At 43.9% G+C, this 16,575-nt stretch carries 18 protein-coding genes; 17 read left to right on the top strand and 1 reads right to left on the bottom strand.

The genetic code is table 11. The features are described from left to right. Positions 1-317: 317 nt before the first annotated feature. From rpmH to mnmE, 5 genes are all read left to right on the top strand, one after another. The gene (gene rpmH / locus KO531_RS20190) at positions 318-455 is read left to right on the top strand and encodes a 50S ribosomal protein L34 (protein WP_006083827.1); all 138 of its coding nucleotides are present in this window, start codon (positions 318-320) and stop codon (positions 453-455) included. Between the two features lie 15 nt (positions 456-470). Continuing rightward, entirely contained in the window at positions 471-827 is a 357-nt protein-coding gene (rnpA, locus tag KO531_RS20195) for a ribonuclease P protein component (RefSeq protein WP_105250802.1), read from the top strand. Next, the gene (yidD, locus tag KO531_RS20200; RefSeq protein WP_006083829.1) at positions 794-1,048 is read left to right on the top strand and encodes a membrane protein insertion efficiency factor YidD; all 255 of its coding nucleotides are present in this window, start codon (positions 794-796) and stop codon (positions 1,046-1,048) included. Before rnpA ends, yidD begins: the two co-directional genes overlap by 34 nt. A 3-nt stretch (positions 1,049-1,051) precedes the next feature. Further along, on the top strand, positions 1,052-2,680 hold the full coding sequence (gene yidC / locus KO531_RS20205) for a membrane protein insertase YidC (protein WP_105250801.1): 1,629 nt from the start codon (positions 1,052-1,054) through the stop codon (positions 2,678-2,680). A gap of 106 nt (positions 2,681-2,786) precedes the next feature. Beyond that, the gene (mnmE, locus tag KO531_RS20210; protein ID WP_198573711.1) at positions 2,787-4,148 is read left to right on the top strand and encodes a tRNA uridine-5-carboxymethylaminomethyl(34) synthesis GTPase MnmE; all 1,362 of its coding nucleotides are present in this window, start codon (positions 2,787-2,789) and stop codon (positions 4,146-4,148) included. Between the two features lie 83 nt (positions 4,149-4,231). Here the strand turns inward: mnmE and KO531_RS20215 are convergent, their stop codons facing one another. Then, a complete protein-coding gene (locus KO531_RS20215; protein WP_131524519.1) occupies positions 4,232-5,785 on the bottom strand; it encodes an oligopeptide:H+ symporter in 1,554 nt (517 codons plus the stop codon). 250 nt (positions 5,786-6,035) lie between these two features. Here KO531_RS20215 and mioC point away from each other — a divergent pair, with 250 nt between their 5' ends. The 12 genes from mioC to atpG all read left to right on the top strand — a co-directional run bounded on the left by mioC (position 6,036) and on the right by atpG (position 16,549). Further along, positions 6,036-6,476 (top strand): FMN-binding protein MioC, encoded by a 441-nt coding sequence (mioC, locus tag KO531_RS20220; protein ID WP_131524520.1) that lies wholly within the window; start codon positions 6,036-6,038, stop codon positions 6,474-6,476. 439 nt (positions 6,477-6,915) lie between these two features. Then, complete coding sequence (gene mnmG, locus KO531_RS20225; RefSeq protein WP_113941417.1) at positions 6,916-8,805, top strand: tRNA uridine-5-carboxymethylaminomethyl(34) synthesis enzyme MnmG; 1,890 nt, start codon at positions 6,916-6,918, stop codon at positions 8,803-8,805. A gap of 117 nt (positions 8,806-8,922) precedes the next feature. Further along, positions 8,923-9,543, top strand: a complete 621-nt coding sequence (rsmG, locus tag KO531_RS20230; RefSeq protein ID WP_219252102.1) for a 16S rRNA (guanine(527)-N(7))-methyltransferase RsmG — start codon at positions 8,923-8,925, stop codon at positions 9,541-9,543. Positions 9,544-9,616: 73 nt separating this feature from the next. Then, positions 9,617-10,405 carry a ParA family protein gene (locus KO531_RS20235; protein WP_131524522.1) on the top strand — a complete coding sequence of 263 codons (789 nt, stop codon included), beginning with the start codon at positions 9,617-9,619 and terminating at the stop codon, positions 10,403-10,405. A 9-nt stretch (positions 10,406-10,414) separates the two neighbouring features. Then, a complete protein-coding gene (locus KO531_RS20240; RefSeq protein WP_105250795.1) occupies positions 10,415-11,293 on the top strand; it encodes a ParB/RepB/Spo0J family partition protein in 879 nt (292 codons plus the stop codon). A gap of 225 nt (positions 11,294-11,518) precedes the next feature. Next, on the top strand, positions 11,519-11,902 hold the full coding sequence (locus KO531_RS20245; protein ID WP_105250794.1) for an ATP synthase subunit I: 384 nt from the start codon (positions 11,519-11,521) through the stop codon (positions 11,900-11,902). Between the two features lie 12 nt (positions 11,903-11,914). Then, positions 11,915-12,709 (top strand): F0F1 ATP synthase subunit A, encoded by a 795-nt coding sequence (gene atpB / locus KO531_RS20250; protein ID WP_105250793.1) that lies wholly within the window; start codon positions 11,915-11,917, stop codon positions 12,707-12,709. Between the two features lie 64 nt (positions 12,710-12,773). Then, on the top strand, positions 12,774-13,025 hold the full coding sequence (gene atpE / locus KO531_RS20255; RefSeq protein ID WP_006083840.1) for a F0F1 ATP synthase subunit C: 252 nt from the start codon (positions 12,774-12,776) through the stop codon (positions 13,023-13,025). Positions 13,026-13,062: 37 nt separating this feature from the next. Continuing rightward, complete coding sequence (gene atpF / locus KO531_RS20260; RefSeq protein ID WP_006083841.1) at positions 13,063-13,533, top strand: F0F1 ATP synthase subunit B; 471 nt, start codon at positions 13,063-13,065, stop codon at positions 13,531-13,533. A 15-nt stretch (positions 13,534-13,548) separates the two neighbouring features. Then, positions 13,549-14,082, top strand: coding sequence for a F0F1 ATP synthase subunit delta (gene atpH, locus KO531_RS20265; protein WP_006083842.1), 534 nt, complete (start codon positions 13,549-13,551; stop codon positions 14,080-14,082). A gap of 14 nt (positions 14,083-14,096) precedes the next feature. Further along, entirely contained in the window at positions 14,097-15,638 is a 1,542-nt protein-coding gene (gene atpA / locus KO531_RS20270; protein ID WP_168827626.1) for a F0F1 ATP synthase subunit alpha, read from the top strand. Positions 15,639-15,688: 50 nt separating this feature from the next. Continuing rightward, complete coding sequence (gene atpG / locus KO531_RS20275) at positions 15,689-16,549, top strand: F0F1 ATP synthase subunit gamma (RefSeq protein ID WP_006084762.1); 861 nt, start codon at positions 15,689-15,691, stop codon at positions 16,547-16,549. The last annotated feature ends 26 nt before the right edge of the window (positions 16,550-16,575 follow it).

Here is a 16,575-nt window from a genome sequence, read left to right on the forward strand (position 1 = left end):
CCAAAACGATCCTTTTATTCAGCACTAACCGCAAATCCTGCTTTATTAAGCGATCCACATTGATCTATAATGGCGCCCCTTCGATCGGCTCGAAGATCCCCTGCACTACTACATGTAGTGTCCGTACACAGAGTTATCCACATCTTATGGTGTATTATGGGGATTGATCTAAGGATACGCTGGCAGAAATAAAGCACTTACTTACTTTCGTTGTTGACGTGACTAAGTATTGTGATTACAATTCGGCCTCTTTTTTGCCCTTACCTCTATCCTAGAGATAAGGATATGTTCACTAATAACAAAGACGGATTGCCATCATGAGTAAACGTACTTTTCAACCTAGCAACCTGAAGCGCAAGCGTTCTCACGGCTTCCGCGCTCGTATGGCTACTGTAGGCGGCCGTAAGGTGCTTGCACGTCGTCGTGCGAAAGGTCGCGCTCGTTTATCTGCTTAATAAGTGGGTAACTAGTTGACTAGCTATACCTTTTCGCGGGAGTTACGTTTGTTAACTCCCGCGCAATTTAAATCTGTATTTTCCAATCCCATCAAAGCATCTTCTGCTGAAATTACCTTGCTCGCTATTCCTAACACGGAACAACATCCGCGTATGGGCCTTACTGTTGCTAAACGCTATGTAAAACGCGCCAATCAACGTAACCGTATTAAGCGCGTGATCAGAGATAGTTTTCGCTTAAATCAACACGACATTCCTCATCTTGATATTGTTGTGCTTGTCAGAAATGGCGTGATGGAAATGGAAAACGCTGAAATCAACAAATTGATAGAAAAGCTATGGCGCAAACTCAGTCGCCGCTACAATGGCTAGCGACCACGTTAATTCGTGGCTATCAAGTATTCATAAGCCCTATACTGGGCCCTCGATGCCGTTTCAATCCCACCTGCTCTCACTACGCTATTGAAGCAATAAAAGTGCATGGAACCGCGAAAGGTTGTTGGTTTGCATTGAAACGCATATTAAAATGTCACCCTTTACATCCCGGCGGTAGTGATCCCGTCCCCCCTAAAAATGATAGGTGTAATAAATAGGCTATGGAATCTCAACGCAATATATTGCTCATAGGACTACTGTTTGTCAGCTTTTTGCTGTGGCAACAGTGGCAAGCAGACAAAGCTCCTAAACCCGTTGCAACCGAATCGTCCTTAGTGGCGAACGCGGCAAGCTCGCACAGTGCCGATGTTCCAGAAGCTGATACAGGTGTTCCTGCTGCTGCAGTTACTGCAAACAGCAAACTGATTACGGTAAAAACAGATCAGTTAGACATTCAGATCAATCCAGTGGGTGGTGACATCGTTTTTGCTGCGTTAGTTTCGCACAAAAAAGAACTAGAGAAAGATCAACCATTCGTATTGCTTGAGCAAACGAATGATTTCACTTATATCGCTCAAAGTGGCCTAATTGGTCGCGATGGTATCGATAGCAGCGCAAAAGGCCGTGCCGCATTTAGCACAACGGCAACTGAATATACCTTAGCCGAAGGCCAAGATACCTTAGAAGTACCGTTAACTTATATAGCTGACAATGGTGTGACTTACACTAAAGTGTTCGTATTCCATCGCGGTAAGTTCAACATAGATGTTGACTATAAAATCAACAACACTTCAGCAGCACCGCTGCAAGTTCAGATGTACGGTCAGATTAAACAAACGATCAAGCCATCTGAAAGCAGCATGATGATGCCTACCTATCGTGGTGGTGCGTTCTCAACGAATGATGTGCGCTATGAAAAATACAACTTTGACGACATGGCCAAAAGTAACCTGAACCAAGCCACTTTAGGCGGTTGGGCAGCCATGTTACAACACTATTTCGTTTCAGCTTGGGTGCCACCCGCAACTGACAGCAACACCATTTTTTCTAGTGTCAGTGCTGGCGGTTTAGCTAATATTGGTTTCCGCGGCGCGGTATACGATATTGCACCTGGTGCCAGCCAAGAAATTAGCTCACAGTTCTATGTTGGTCCTAAGGATCAAGCGGCACTGTCAGCGATTTCTGAAACCTTAAATCTCGTGGTTGATTACGGTTTCTTATGGTGGTTAGCGGTTCCTATTCACTGGCTATTGATGTTCTATCAATCATTCGTCGGTAACTGGGGTGTGGCAATTATTCTGATCACATTAACCGTTCGTGGTTTACTGTTCCCGCTAACAAAAGCGCAGTACACCTCAATGGCGAAGATGCGTAATCTGCAACCTAAGCTGACAGATTTGAAAGAACGCTTTGGTGATGACCGTCAAAAGATGGGTCAAGCCATGATGGAACTGTATAAGAAAGAAAAAGTTAACCCTATGGGTGGCTGTTTACCTATTATTTTACAGATGCCAATCTTCATTGCCTTATACTGGGTATTGCTAGAAAGCTTCGAATTACGTCATGCACCATTTATGCTGTGGATCCACGATTTATCGGTACAAGATCCTTACTACATACTGCCGCTGCTGATGGGCGTCTCTATGTTTGTAATGCAGAAGATGCAGCCAATTGCGCCGACAATGGATCCAATGCAAGTGAAAATGATGCAATGGATGCCAGTAATCTTTACCGTATTCTTCCTGTGGTTCCCATCAGGCCTAGTACTGTACTGGTTAGTAGGTAACATAGTTGCCATCACGCAGCAGAAGATTATTTATGCAGGTCTTGAGAAAAAAGGCTTAAAATAAGCCATACCTTTAGCAAAGCATAAAGTGAAAATAATACTAAAGGCGGCTTAATTAGCCGCCTTTTCCTTTACATGATTTGGTAGATATTAGTTTGGTGGGTATTTCCGTGACAACTGACACTATCGTGGCTCAAGCCACCGCGCCCGGACGTGGCGGCGTTGGCATCATCCGAATTTCAGGCAACAAGGCCAGTGATGTCGCTATGGCCGTATTAGGTCATCTTCCTAAAACAAGATATGCCGATTATTGCGACTTTAAAAGTGCAACAGGCCAAGTAATCGACCAAGGCATAGCGCTGTTTTTTAAAGGCCCCAATTCCTTTACTGGCGAAGATGTATTGGAACTTCAAGGCCACGGCGGCCAAATCGTTCTAGACATGCTGATCAAACGTGTAATGGAAGTCGGTGGTATTCGAATAGCCAAACCCGGTGAGTTCAGTGAACAAGCCTTTATGAACGACAAGCTAGACTTAACCCAAGCCGAAGCGATTGCCGATCTTATCGATGCCACCAGTGAGCAAGCGGCTAAAAGCGCGCTGCAATCACTCCAGGGTGAATTTTCTAAGGAAGTCCATGAGCTGGTGGATCAAGTCACTAACCTACGTTTATATGTAGAAGCTGCGATTGATTTCCCCGATGAAGAAGTCGACTTTTTAAGTGATGGCAAAATTGCCAATGCACTCTATAAAATCATCGACAAACTCGACCTAGTGCAAGCCAGTGCTAAACAAGGTTCTATCATCCGCGAAGGCATGAAAGTCGTGATCGCGGGTCGTCCTAACGCCGGAAAATCCAGCTTATTAAACGCCTTAGCCGGTAAAGAATCGGCTATTGTTACCGAAATTGCTGGTACAACACGGGATGTATTACGCGAGCACATCCACTTAGATGGCATGCCACTGCACATTATCGATACCGCAGGCCTACGTGATACGACAGATACCGTTGAACAAATTGGTATAGAACGCGCTTGGAATGAAATAAACAGTGCCGATCGGGTGTTATTTATGGTTGATGGCACCACCACAGCCGCCGTTAATCCCCATGATATTTGGCCTGACTTTGTCGATCGCCTGCCCTCAAATTTAGGTGTAACAGTGATCCGCAATAAAGCCGATCTCACTGGCGAAGACTTAATGATGACCGAAGAACAAGGTTATAGTGTTTACCGGATCTCGGCTAAAACGGGCTTAGGTGTTGAACAGTTAAAGCAGCATTTAAAATCACTCATGGGCTACCAGAGTAACCTCGAAGGTGGCTTTATCGCCCGGCGTCGTCACTTAGAAGCCCTTGAACTCGCCGCAAACCATCTGCAATTGGGTAAAGAACAATTAGAAGTGTATCTAGCAGGAGAACTGCTAGCAGAAGAGTTACGCATGTGCCAATTAGCACTATCAGAAATCACTGGCCGCTTCACTTCTGACGATTTACTCGGCAAGATTTTCAGCTCTTTCTGTATCGGAAAATAACTAACCTTAATATTATTTCCATAAAATCAGCCCATACAATATGGGCTGATTTTTTATCTACAACCGAATATTTCCACCCATCCTCATGATTCGACGTGGCGGTAATGATCTTGCATTTGATAGGATCTTGCATAAAGCGCAAACATCAATGCCGCCAAGATGGCAAAACCAGCAAAGAAAAACATCTGAAATGCGGTAATACTGATCCCCGTCTGGGCAATTTGTTCAGTCACAGCCGGACTTTTCACACTGACGTTCGCCAGTAACACCCATAAGTTACCGACGGTTACCGATAAGGTCCAAAAACTCATGATAGTGCCTTTCATGGCTTTAGGCGCTTGGCTGTAGGCAAACTCTAGCCCAGTGGCAGAGACTAATACTTCACCAAAGGTAAGCAAAGCATAGGGCACAATCTGCCAAAATATTGATAATACCGAGCCGCCATCCATCACCAATTGAATGCTACCAACGACTATCCAACTCACGCCCGTGATGGCAATACCAGCCCCCATTTTACGCAAAGCAGTTAACTTTATACCCATGCGCTCAATCGCCGGATATAACACAAAGTTATTAAATGGGATCAGTAACATAACTAATAATGGGTTTAAAGCTTGCATCATGGCGGGTTCAAACCATTCCGGTTTAGACATGTCATTGGCTTGCAGTATCCAAGTGGACGCTTTCTGATCGAACAAAGACCAAAAGGGAGTCACTAACGCAAATAAGATTAAGATCCGTAGCACTGAACGCACCCCATCAACGGCGATATCCGGATGGATCCCCCTAGCCCGTTCGAGTTGCAATGAAGCTCCAGCGCCAACAAATCCCATCACAAGCACTAACGCACAACACAAACCAGCAACGATACCTAAGGTTGGAATATTCACTAAGGCATACGCGGCAGAAATTATCCCAACTAAAGCTAACACTAAACCTATGTTGGCTTGACCTGCGATTTTAGTGAGTAATGCGGTACGAATAACAGGTAAAAAACCATGGGGATTTTTCGGTTCGGGTGGCATATGCACATAACGTTTGCGGCCTAACCAGAAGAACACAGTTGCAATAAACATTAAGACACCAGGGATCCCAAATGCGACCGCAGCACCATAATATTTCAATAGTAATGGCATAGATAACGAGGCAAAGAAGGAGCCAAAGTTAATCGTAAAATAAAACAGATCAAACGCTTTCTGCGCCAATGTTTTATTGGTTTGATCAAATTGATCTCCCATAAAGGAAGAAACCAAGGGCTTAATCCCACCCGATCCGAGCGCAATTAAAAATAATCCCGTATAAAACCCTTGAATACTGTGTTCAAAAATAGCGAGAAACGCATGACCAACACAGTAAATCAAGCTTAACCATAAGATAGTATTGTATTTACCGAAAAAACGATCGGCAATCCAACCACCGAGTAACGGGAAAAAATACACTCCAATGACAAAGGAATGGAACACATCCTTAGCCATAGTTCCGCGCAGTTCTTCTGGAATAGACAACAAAAGTGCTGTCATCAAGAATGGGGTAAGAATATTCCGCATACCGTAAAAGCTAAAACGTTCACAAGCTTCACTGGCTATGATGTAAGGAATTTGCCGTGGCCACTGGGGCGCATTTACGGGTGTTGTCATGGATCATCCTATTATAATTATTTGATTTTAAATGAAATTAACTTTTTAAATATATTAATTATGTATCAAGAAGCTAAAGGTAACATGTAAGCGAAACCAACCTTATATAAAGGATGCAAAAACTGCAAAAATCACGTATTGCTTCTGTGGTCCTATCCACATTTCCTTTATGATGAACATAATAATAGCCATTCAGCTATCTATTTAATTGAAATTAGTTTTAAAAACAACAACACACTGAGAAATCATAATGGCAAAGATTGAAGTAATCGTTGGTACAACATTGGGCAGTGCAGAGTATGTTGCCGACGAAATGATGGCCCAATTAACGGAGCAAAGACACCAAGTTCAAGTTCATTTAACCCCAACATTGTGCGAAATAGACACCCATGCACTGTGGATTATCGTGTCATCAACTCATGGAGCTGGTGATCTTCCAGATAATATTCAGCCTTTTTTCAACGAAATTACCGAGCAAAAACCGGATCTCAGCCAAGTAAACTTTGCCTTATGTGCAATTGGTGACTCAAGTTACGATACCTTTTGCCAAGGCCCAGAAAAATTAATTTCGGCCATTCAAGACTGCGATGCAAAAGCCTTTGTGGATAAGATCCAGATCGATGTACAGCTTGATCCTGTGCCGGAAGACCCAGCCCTTGCATGGTTAGCACAATGGCAACAGGACATTTAAGATCGCTTATTGGATAAGGTCCCGATCTATGTACAGTTTAGATCCTATTTATCCACAATTTACTTATTTAAAGTATAAACATGTGGATAAGCTATTATTTAGATCTGATCAACCTCTGTACTATTCACAGTCCGATCTGCTTAATGATCCGCCTTGTGGATAAGTAGGCGATCTATCCCCATGTTTAATGACATTAGATCGCGATCAGATCACAGGATCAAGATCGCGCTAATTAATGATTTATATAATGAATTTGGGTTATGCACAGAAAAACGCGATCCTAATAGTAAACATAATAAGAAGATCTATATAAAGATCTTAAGATCTATTAGTCCGGATCATCTCGATCGAACAGCGTAAAATGATCATTCACCTAAGACGAAGCAAATGCTAAAATGCTCGGCTCGTACTGAGTCTCTTAGCAATTGAAGGTAGTGGCATGCATTTTCATGAACGGTTTGATGTTATTGTTGTTGGTGGTGGTCATGCCGGAACTGAAGCCGCGTTGGCAGCAGCAAGAATGGGATCAAAAACATTATTACTAACGCACAATATCGATACGTTAGGACAAATGTCTTGTAATCCAGCGATCGGTGGCATAGGCAAAGGCCATTTAGTGAAAGAAATTGACGCCTTAGGTGGTGCAATGGCAATCGCAACCGATTATGCAGGGATCCAATTTAGAACATTAAATTCAAGTAAAGGCCCAGCAGTACGAGCAACACGAGCACAGGCTGACCGTGCACTGTATCGTCAAAAAATCCAAAATATATTACAAAACCAACCTAACTTACGTATTTTCCAACAAGCCGTAGATGACTTAATTGTTGAAAATCATCAAGTAGTTGGCGTGGTTACCCAAATGGGTTTAGCTTTTGAATCTCCAGCTGTTGTATTAACAACAGGTACATTCTTAAGCGGCAAAATTCATATAGGCTTAGAAAACTACAGCGGTGGCCGTGCAGGCGATCCACCAGCGATTGCTTTAGCAAATCGATTACGTGAATTACCGATCCGAGTCGGCCGTTTAAAAACAGGTACACCGCCACGTATCGATGCAAACACGATCGATTTTTCTCAAATGGCTGAACAGAAAGGCGATTCTCCGTTACCTGTCATGTCATTTATGGGGGATGTCAGTCATCATCCAAAACAAATATCTTGCTGGATCACTCACACCAATGAAAAAACCCATGAAATTATTCGTGGTGGTTTAGACAGAAGCCCTATGTATTCAGGCGTCATCGAAGGTATTGGTCCACGTTATTGCCCATCGATTGAAGACAAGATCCACCGCTTTGCGGATAAATCTTCGCATCAGATCTTCATCGAACCAGAAGGTTTAAATACAAATGAGATCTATCCTAACGGGATCTCTACTAGTTTACCTTTCGATGTACAGTTGAATTTAGTACGTTCGATCAAAGGCATGGAAAACGCAGAAATCATGCGTCCAGGTTATGCGATCGAATACGATTACTTCGATCCAAGAGATCTGAAAAACTCATTAGAAACCAAAGCGATCAACGGTTTATTCTTCGCAGGCCAAATAAACGGCACTACAGGTTATGAAGAAGCTGGTGCTCAAGGTTTATTAGCAGGCATGAATGCCTCACTGCAAGTACAAGGCAAAGAAGCCTGGTGTCCACGCCGTGACGAAGCATATCTTGGAGTACTAGTTGACGATTTATCAACTCTGGGTACCAAAGAACCGTACCGCATGTTTACTAGCCGTGCCGAATACCGTTTGCTACTTCGTGAAGATAACGCTGATATTCGCTTAACGGCAAAAGGTCGCGAATTAGGTTTAGTTGACGACACTCGCTGGGCGGCATTTAGTGAGAAGTTAGAATCGATCGAACTTGAGTTACAACGTTTGCGCGCTCAATGGGTGCATCCAAATTCACCTTTGATCCATGCGTTAAACCCACACTTGAATACGCCGATCTCTCGCGAAGCATCATTTGAAGAATTACTGCGTCGTCCAGAAATGGATTACAGCAAGTTGATGCAGATCGAAGGTTTTGGTCCAGGGCTTGAAGATCCACAGGCGGCTGAGCAAGTTCAGATCCAAGTTAAGTATTCTGGATATATTCAACGTCAACAGGAAGAGATCAACAAAGCTGTGCGTAATGAGAACACAGGTTTACCTTTGACGCTCGATTACAAAGAAGTACCAGGCTTATCGAACGAGGTGATTGCTAAGTTAAATAACCATAAACCAGAAACCATAGGCCAAGCCTCACGGATCTCTGGTATTACGCCTGCGGCTATTTCAATTTTGTTGGTTCACCTCAAAAAGCGTGGCTTATTACGTAAGAGTGCGTAAAAGCTAGCTTAATCGCTGCTTAGGTCATAGAAGGGAAGCATTCAGGCTTCCCTTCATCGTTTTCGGGCTTCATAATAGCCTTCGCGTTCATAATCGTATCTTTGTTGAGGTTGCTCAGTGTTATCTGCCCAGTTAGAGGCTTATTTAGCCGAAATTAATTTGCCCGCAACCGTCGAGCAGAAAAAACAACTAATTGATTTTGTTGGTATGCTCAACAAATGGAATAAAGCCTATAACCTGACATCGGTGAGAGATCCCGAAGCTATGCTGATCCGTCATATCATGGACAGTTTAGTGGTTTCAAAACACCTGCAAGGTGAACGTTTTATCGATGTAGGCACTGGACCGGGTTTACCTGGGATCCCGTTAGCCATTATGAATCCCGATAAACAATTTGTATTATTGGACAGCTTAGGTAAACGTATTCGTTTTCAAAAACAAGTGTCTTTTGAATTAGGCATACATAACATCAGCTCAGTTGAAAGCCGTGTAGAAGCTTATCAACCGGAGGATAAATTCGACGGTGTATTAAGTCGTGCATTTGCCTCAATCCAAGATATGCTGACTTGGTGCCATCATCTCCCTGCTGAACATGGACAGTTTTATGCACTTAAAGGCCAGTTGAATGATGAAGAGATACAACATATTCCAAGTGGATTTGTGGTGAAAGAAGTTATTGAGCTTAAGGTGCCTAAACTCGATGAAAAAAGACATTTATTGAAGATAATCAAAGAATAACAGGCTTAAAAGTGATAAATAAATCATTTATAAGCAAGGGCAATAAACCAGCATTTACATACAGGGTGATATTGTGGGTAAAGTGATTGCCGTGGCTAACCAGAAAGGTGGCGTAGGAAAAACAACTACTTGCGTTAACCTCGCCGCTTCGTTAGCAGCAACAAAACGTAAAGTATTATTGATCGATCTCGATCCTCAAGGTAATGCCACCATGGGGAGCGGTGTCGATAAGTATGACGTAGCTAATACAGCCTATGAATTATTGGTTGAAGAAAAATCCTTCGACGAGATCGTCATTAAAAACACTGCAGGTAAGTATGATCTGATCGCCAGTAATGGCGATGTCACTGCGGCAGAAATCAAATTGATGGAGTTTTTTGCCCGTGAGGTTCGTTTGCGTAACGCGCTCGCACCGATCAAAGATCAATATGATTATATCTTCATCGACTGCCCTCCTTCATTGAACATGTTGACCGTAAATGCTATGTCTGCGGCCGACTCTGTACTCGTGCCTATGCAGTGTGAATATTATGCCCTCGAAGGCTTAACTGCGCTGATTGATACCATCACTAAGCTTGCTGCTATGGTTAATCCTGGACTTGGCATCGAAGGCATTTTACGTACTATGTATGATCCGCGTAATCGTTTATCTAATGATGTGTCCGATCAGCTAAAACAGCATTTTGGTGACAAAGTCTACCGTACTGTTATCCCACGTAATGTGAGGCTAGCAGAAGCACCAAGTTTTGGAGCGCCTGCTATGTATTACGATAAATCGAGTGCTGGCGCTAAGGCGTATCTAGCGCTTGCGGGTGAAATGATCCGTCGTTCAGAACAACAAACTCAGGCTAAGCAAGCGTAAAGGATCACCATGACGTTAAAGAAAAGAGGATTAGGCAAAGGGTTAGATGCCCTACTGAGTAACAGCCATGCCGCCAGTAAAAAGCACACTGACGAAGCTGATGTTGTCGATAAAAAAGAAGAGCTTATCCATCTCGATTTAGACTTATTACAGCCAGGTAAGTATCAACCTCGTAAAGACATGTCCCCTGAAGCGTTGGAAGAACTGGCACACTCTATCCGCAACCAAGGCATTATTCAGCCTATCGTTGTGAGACAAGTAACGAATAACATGTATGAGATCATTGCGGGTGAACGTCGTTGGCGTGCTGCGCAACTTGCTGGCTTGAATAAAATCCCCTGCATTGTAAAGCAAGTAGCTGATGAAGCCGCTGTTGCTATTGCTTTGATTGAAAACATCCAGCGTGAAGACTTAAATGCCATGGAAGAAGCCATTGCATTGCAACGTTTAATGCAAGAGTTTGAACTGACTCACCAACAGGTTGCCGATGTTGTGGGAAAATCCAGAGCGAGTGTATCTAACTTGTTACGTTTAAACGGCTTAAATGAGCCTGTTAAGCGTCTACTCGAGTATGGCGACATTGATATGGGTCATGCTCGCGCTTTGTTGGCAATTGAGGGAGAAGAACAAACAAATCTTGCGAGATTAGTGGCCGCTAAGGAATTAACCGTTCGCGAAACTGAACGATTAATTAATCAAACCTTAAATCCGCCTAAACAAGCCGAAACTACGACTAAAGATCAAGATGTTTGTCGTTTAGAGCAGCAGTTAATTGAAAGATTAGGTGCCAAGGTTTCGATCGCTCATAGCAGTAAGGGCACGGGTAAAATTGTAATTAACTATCAGAATCTGGCTGAATTAGACGGAATTCTTAGTAAAATTCATTAATGTCTGTAGATTAACAGTTTTTAATGTAAATTTGTGACAGATGCTAATCTTACATTTTAACTCGTTTGGCGCGAGATCACGTTAAAAGTGTTGTTTTTCCTTATCTCAAAGTTGCAATGAAGGCGTGAAAAGGTATACTTTCGCAAGCTTTTTGTGCATCGACATAAATACGGGTATTTGTCATCCGGTCATCGAAACAAAAAGTATGAATGCGGAGAGGATGAATTGAGTAAGGTTTTAGCGCGTCGTGGCCGGTGGTCAGCCTATAAATTGGTGATGATGCAGGCGGCGGTCGCTGGGGGTGCTTCAATTCTCTTTTTCGCCGTGTGGGGAGTTCAGTTTGGCTATTCTGCATTAGCAGGTGGTTCAATCGCTGTGCTCCCTAATTTTGTATTCGCAACCCTCGCTTTCTCCCACACGGGAGCAAGTTCAGCTGCAAAAGTCATAAAGACTTTTTACTGGGGGGAAGCGGTAAAGTTGCTGTTAACCATCGCAATGTTTTCGTTTGTATTTATCAATCTTAAGGTCGCTTTTATGCCGCTTTTTGTTTGTTATGTGCTGACGCTAATCGTGCATTGGACAGCTCCTTTATACTTCAAGCAAAGTTAAGTGGGATGAATCATGGCTGCAACTGGTGAAGCGTTAACACCGCAGGGCTATATCCAACATCACCTTACCAACTTAAGTGTTGGTGAAGGCTTTTGGACATGGCACATTGATTCGTTGTTCTTTTCGGTTGGTCTTGGTGTTCTGTTCCTGTGGATTTTCCGCAGCGTTGGTAAAAAAGCGACTTCCGGTGTTCCTGGCAAACTGCAATGTTTTGTTGAGATTATCGTCGAGTTCGTAAATAACAGCGTGAAAGAAAGTTTTCATGGTCGCAATGCTCTGATCGCGCCTTTAGCTCTGACCATTTTTGTATGGGTATTCATGATGAACTTCATGGATATGATCCCTGTAGATTGGCTGCCTCACGCAGCAAGTTTAATGGGTATTCCCTATCTAAAAGCGGTTCCGACGACTGACGTTAACATTACTTTTAGCTTAGCTATTGGTGTGTTCGTGCTGATTATTTTTTACAGCATTAAGGTCAAAGGTGTGTCTGGGTTTGTTAAAGAATTGACACTACAGCCCTTTAACCATAAGGCAATGATACCCGTCAACCTCCTATTAGAGACTGTTACTTTGATTGCTAAGCCAATTTCATTGGCATTGCGACTCTTTGGTAACTTGTACGCAGGTGAGTTGATCTTCATCCTTATTGCGCTGATGTATGGTACCAACTTGTTATTATCTACCCTAGGTGTGACTCTGCAACTGGGCTGGTTAATATTCCACATTTTGGTTATCACGCTGCAGGCGTTTATCTTCATGATGTTGACCATTGTTTATTTAAGCATGGCGCATGAAGATCATTAAGGATTGCTGAAGAAATTTTAAACTAAATCATCAACTAATATAGATTTAGATACTGGAGATACAGATGGAAACGATTTTAGGCATGACAGCTATCGCTGTTGCTCTGCTGATTGGTATGGGTGCTCTTGGTACTGCAATCGGTTTCGGCTTATTAGGCGGTAAGTTCTTGGAAGGCGCTGCGCGTCAACCAGAAATGGCTCCTATGCTACAAGTTAAAATGTTCATCGTAGCGGGTCTTCTTGACGCCGTAACTATGATCGGTGTTGGTATCGCATTATTTATGCTATTTACCAACCCACTGGGTGCAATGCTGTAAAAAACGCTTCTGTCTTAACTCTAAATAGGAGGCTGTTGTGAATTTCAACGCTACCCTAATCGGTCAGACGGTCGCCTTTATCATCTTCGTGTGGTTTTGCATGAAGTTTGTATGGCCCCCTTTGATGAATGCCATCGAAGAGCGCCAAAAAAGGATTGCTGACGGTCTAGCTGATGCTGATCGTGCGGTAAAAGACCTGGAGTTGGCACAAGCGAAAGCGACTGACCAACTAAAAGAAGCCAAGGTAACGGCTAATGAAATTATTGAGCAAGCTAACAAGCGTAAAGCTCAAATAGTTGAAGAAGCCAAAACCGAAGCAGACGCTGAGCGTGCTAAAATCATCGCTCAGGGTAAAGCAGAAATTGAAGCTGAACGTAATCGCGTCAAAGAGGATCTGCGTAAGCAGGTTGCTACTCTTGCCATCATGGGTGCTGAGAAGATCCTTGAGCGTTCTATTGATCCAGCCGCCCACAGTGACATAGTTAATAAACTAGTCGCTGAAATTTGATAAGGGAGTTGAGTTATGGCTGAATTAACCACCATCGCTCGCCCTTACGCAAAGGCAGCTTTTGACTTTGCTATTGAACAAGATGCAGTGGATTCTTGGGCTGAAATGCTCACGTTTGCCGCATTGGTGAGTGAAAACGAAACCATGCAACCACTGTTAGCTGGCTCTTTAGCCAGCACTAAGCTCGCAGCACTCTTTATTAGTGTGTGTGGTGAGCAAGTCAATGTGCAAGGTCAGAACCTGATAAAGGTAATGGCTGAAAACGGTCGCTTAAAGGTGCTACCTGCTGTATCTCAGTTATTTACTGAATACCGTAATGAGTGGGCAAAAGAAGTAGAAGCCGATGTGGTTTCTGCAACTGAGTTGAGCTCTGAACAACAACAGCAGATTAGTATTTCTTTAGAGAAACGTCTCGCACGCAAAGTTAAGCTGAATTGTAGCACTGACGCCGCGCTCATCGCCGGTGTAATCATTAAGACAGGAGACCTAGTCATCGATGGCTCGGTCCGCGGTAAGTTATCGCGTCTGTCTGATAAGCTGCAGTCGTAATTGGGAGTTTGAGCATGCAACTGAATTCCACTGAAATCAGCGATCTGATTAAGCAGCGGATCGAGCAGTTCGAAGTCGTTAGCGAATCTCGTAACGAAGGTACTATCGTTGCGGTAAGTGACGGCATCATCCGCATCCACGGCCTAGCCGACGTGATGCAAGGTGAGATGATCGAACTGCCTGGTAACCGTTTTGCAATCGCGTTGAACCTTGAACGTGATTCTGTCGGTGCCGTAGTAATGGGTCCTTATGCTGATTTAGCAGAAGGCGTAAAAGTGAAAACGACTGGCCGTATTCTGGAAGTTCCAGTTGGCCGCGGTCTTCTTGGCCGCGTTGTTAACACTCTAGGTGAGCCAATTGACGGTAAAGGACCTATCGATAACGATGGTTTCTCGCCAATTGAAGTTATCGCACCAGGTGTTATTGAACGTCAGTCTGTTGATCAACCAGTTCAAACTGGTTACAAAGCCGTTGATGCCATGATCCCGATCGGGCGTGGTCAACGTGAATTGATCATTGGCGACCGTCAAACTGGTAAAACAGCAATGGCGATCGACGCAATTATCAACCAGAAAAATTCTGGCATTAAATGTGTATACGTCGCGATTGGCCAAAAGGCTTCTACTATCGCTAACGTAGTACGCAAGCTAGAAGAACACGGTGCGTTAGCTAACACTATCGTTGTTGTTGCAACTGCTTCTGAAGCCGCTGCTCTACAATACTTAGCGCCATATTCTGGTTGTTCTATGGGTGAATACTTCCGTGACCGCGGTGAAGATTCTTTGATCGTATACGATGATTTGTCTAAGCAAGCAGTTGCTTATCGTCAAATTTCGTTACTGCTCAAGCGTCCACCAGGCCGTGAAGCTTACCCAGGTGACGTATTCTATCTACACTCACGTTTATTAGAGCGTGCATCACGCGTTAACGCGATTTATGTAGAGAAGTTCACTAAAGGTGCAGTAACTGGCAAAACTGGTTCTTTAACCGCGCTGCCGATTATTGAAACGCAAGCGGGTGACGTTTCTGCATTCGTACCGACCAACGTAATTTCTATTACCGATGGTCAGATCTTCCTTGAGACCGATCTGTTTAACTCTGGCCTACGTCCAGCGGTTAACCCAGGTATTTCTGTTTCTCGTGTTGGTGGTGCGGCTCAGACTAAGATCATCAAGAAACTGTCTGGTGGTATTCGTACCGCACTAGCACAGTATCGTGAGCTTGCTGCGTTCTCGCAATTTGCATCTGATCTTGACGATGCAACACGTGCTCAGCTTGAGCATGGTGTGCGTGTTACCGAACTGATGAAGCAAAAGCAATATGCTCCTATGAGCGTAGCCGCTCAAGCTGTGTCTATTTTCTCAGCTGAAAAAGGTTACCTGAAGAGTGTTGAGCTGAATAAGGTCGGTAATTTCGAAGCCGCTCTGCTCTCGTTCATGAACAGCGAGCATGCTCCTTTAATGAAGCTTATCAATGATACTGGCGATTATAGCGCTGATATCGAAGCTGAATTAAAAGCTGGCCTCGACAAGTTCGTAGCAACCCAAACCTGGTAACAATGATAGAGGTGTCTTAAGACACCTCAGGTCCAGATTGGAGAGTAGAGATGGCCGGCGCTAAAGAGATTAAAACCAAGATCGCGAGTGTGAAAAACACTCAGAAGATCACGTCCGCCATGGAAATGGTGGCAGCCAGCAAAATGCGCAGAGCGCAGGAACGCATGGCTGCGAGCCGTCCATATGCGGAAAGCATGCGTAAGGTGATCGGTCACGTCGCGCAAGGTTCTCTCGAGTATAAACACCCCTATTTGGAGGTGAGAGAGGCTAAGCGGGTTGGTTACATTGTTGTAGCAACCGACCGTGGCCTTTGTGGTGGTCTGAACGTTAACCTTTTCAAAAAGGTTATTGCAGACGTGAAAAGCTGGAAAGCCCAAGGTGCAGAATTTGAATTTTGCCCTATCGGTGCACGTAGTGTGCAGTTTTTCAAAAACTTCGGTGGACAAGTGTCTGCTCACGCTTCAGGTTTAGGCGATGCTCCAAAGCTCGCTGACTTGATCGGGACAGTCGGTGTCATGCTAGAAGCTTACAACGAAGGCAAGCTGGATCGTCTGTACGTGGTATTTAACAAATTTGTGAATACTATGACGCAGACTCCTGTGATCGAGCAGCTGCTACCTTTGCCTAAATCAGAAGATGATGAAACTGCTCATCGTTGGGATTATATCTACGAGCCAGATCCAAAAGCACTTTTGGATACTTTATTGGTCCGTTATGTAGAATCTCAGGTTTACCAAGGTGTTGTTGAAAACATTGCCTCTGAACAAGCTGCCCGTATGGTGGCAATGAAGTCGGCAACAGACAACGCGGGTGAGCTTATCAACGACTTGCAACTGGTCTATAACAAGGCCCGTCAGGCTGCGATTACGCAGGAACTGTCGGAAATTGTTTCTGGTGCCTCTGCGGTTTAGGTTAGGTAACGAATACAAGTTTTAGA

Source organism: Shewanella sp. NKUCC06_TVS (assembly GCF_019345515.1).
Classification (GTDB): domain Bacteria; phylum Pseudomonadota; class Gammaproteobacteria; order Enterobacterales; family Shewanellaceae; genus Shewanella; species Shewanella oncorhynchi.

What these genes read in the sequence shown, in the direction of transcription:
- yidD (WP_006083829.1), top strand. Translation starts at nt 794, where the DNA reads ATGGCGCAAACTCAGTCGCCGCTACAATGGCTAGCGACCACGTTAATT.
- KO531_RS20240 (WP_105250795.1), top strand. Translation starts at nt 10,415, where the DNA reads ATGACGTTAAAGAAAAGAGGATTAGGCAAAGGGTTAGATGCCCTACTG.
- atpA (WP_168827626.1), top strand. Translation starts at nt 14,097, where the DNA reads ATGCAACTGAATTCCACTGAAATCAGCGATCTGATTAAGCAGCGGATC.
- mnmG (WP_113941417.1), top strand. Translation starts at nt 6,916, where the DNA reads ATGCATTTTCATGAACGGTTTGATGTTATTGTTGTTGGTGGTGGTCAT.
- yidC (WP_105250801.1), top strand. Translation starts at nt 1,052, where the DNA reads ATGGAATCTCAACGCAATATATTGCTCATAGGACTACTGTTTGTCAGC.
- KO531_RS20215 (WP_131524519.1), bottom strand. Translation starts at nt 5,785, where the DNA reads ATGACAACACCCGTAAATGCGCCCCAGTGGCCACGGCAAATTCCTTAC.
- atpH (WP_006083842.1), top strand. Translation starts at nt 13,549, where the DNA reads ATGGCTGAATTAACCACCATCGCTCGCCCTTACGCAAAGGCAGCTTTT.
- mioC (WP_131524520.1), top strand. Translation starts at nt 6,036, where the DNA reads ATGGCAAAGATTGAAGTAATCGTTGGTACAACATTGGGCAGTGCAGAG.
- rpmH (WP_006083827.1), top strand. Translation starts at nt 318, where the DNA reads ATGAGTAAACGTACTTTTCAACCTAGCAACCTGAAGCGCAAGCGTTCT.
- atpB (WP_105250793.1), top strand. Translation starts at nt 11,915, where the DNA reads ATGGCTGCAACTGGTGAAGCGTTAACACCGCAGGGCTATATCCAACAT.
- atpG (WP_006084762.1), top strand. Translation starts at nt 15,689, where the DNA reads ATGGCCGGCGCTAAAGAGATTAAAACCAAGATCGCGAGTGTGAAAAAC.
- atpE (WP_006083840.1), top strand. Translation starts at nt 12,774, where the DNA reads ATGGAAACGATTTTAGGCATGACAGCTATCGCTGTTGCTCTGCTGATT.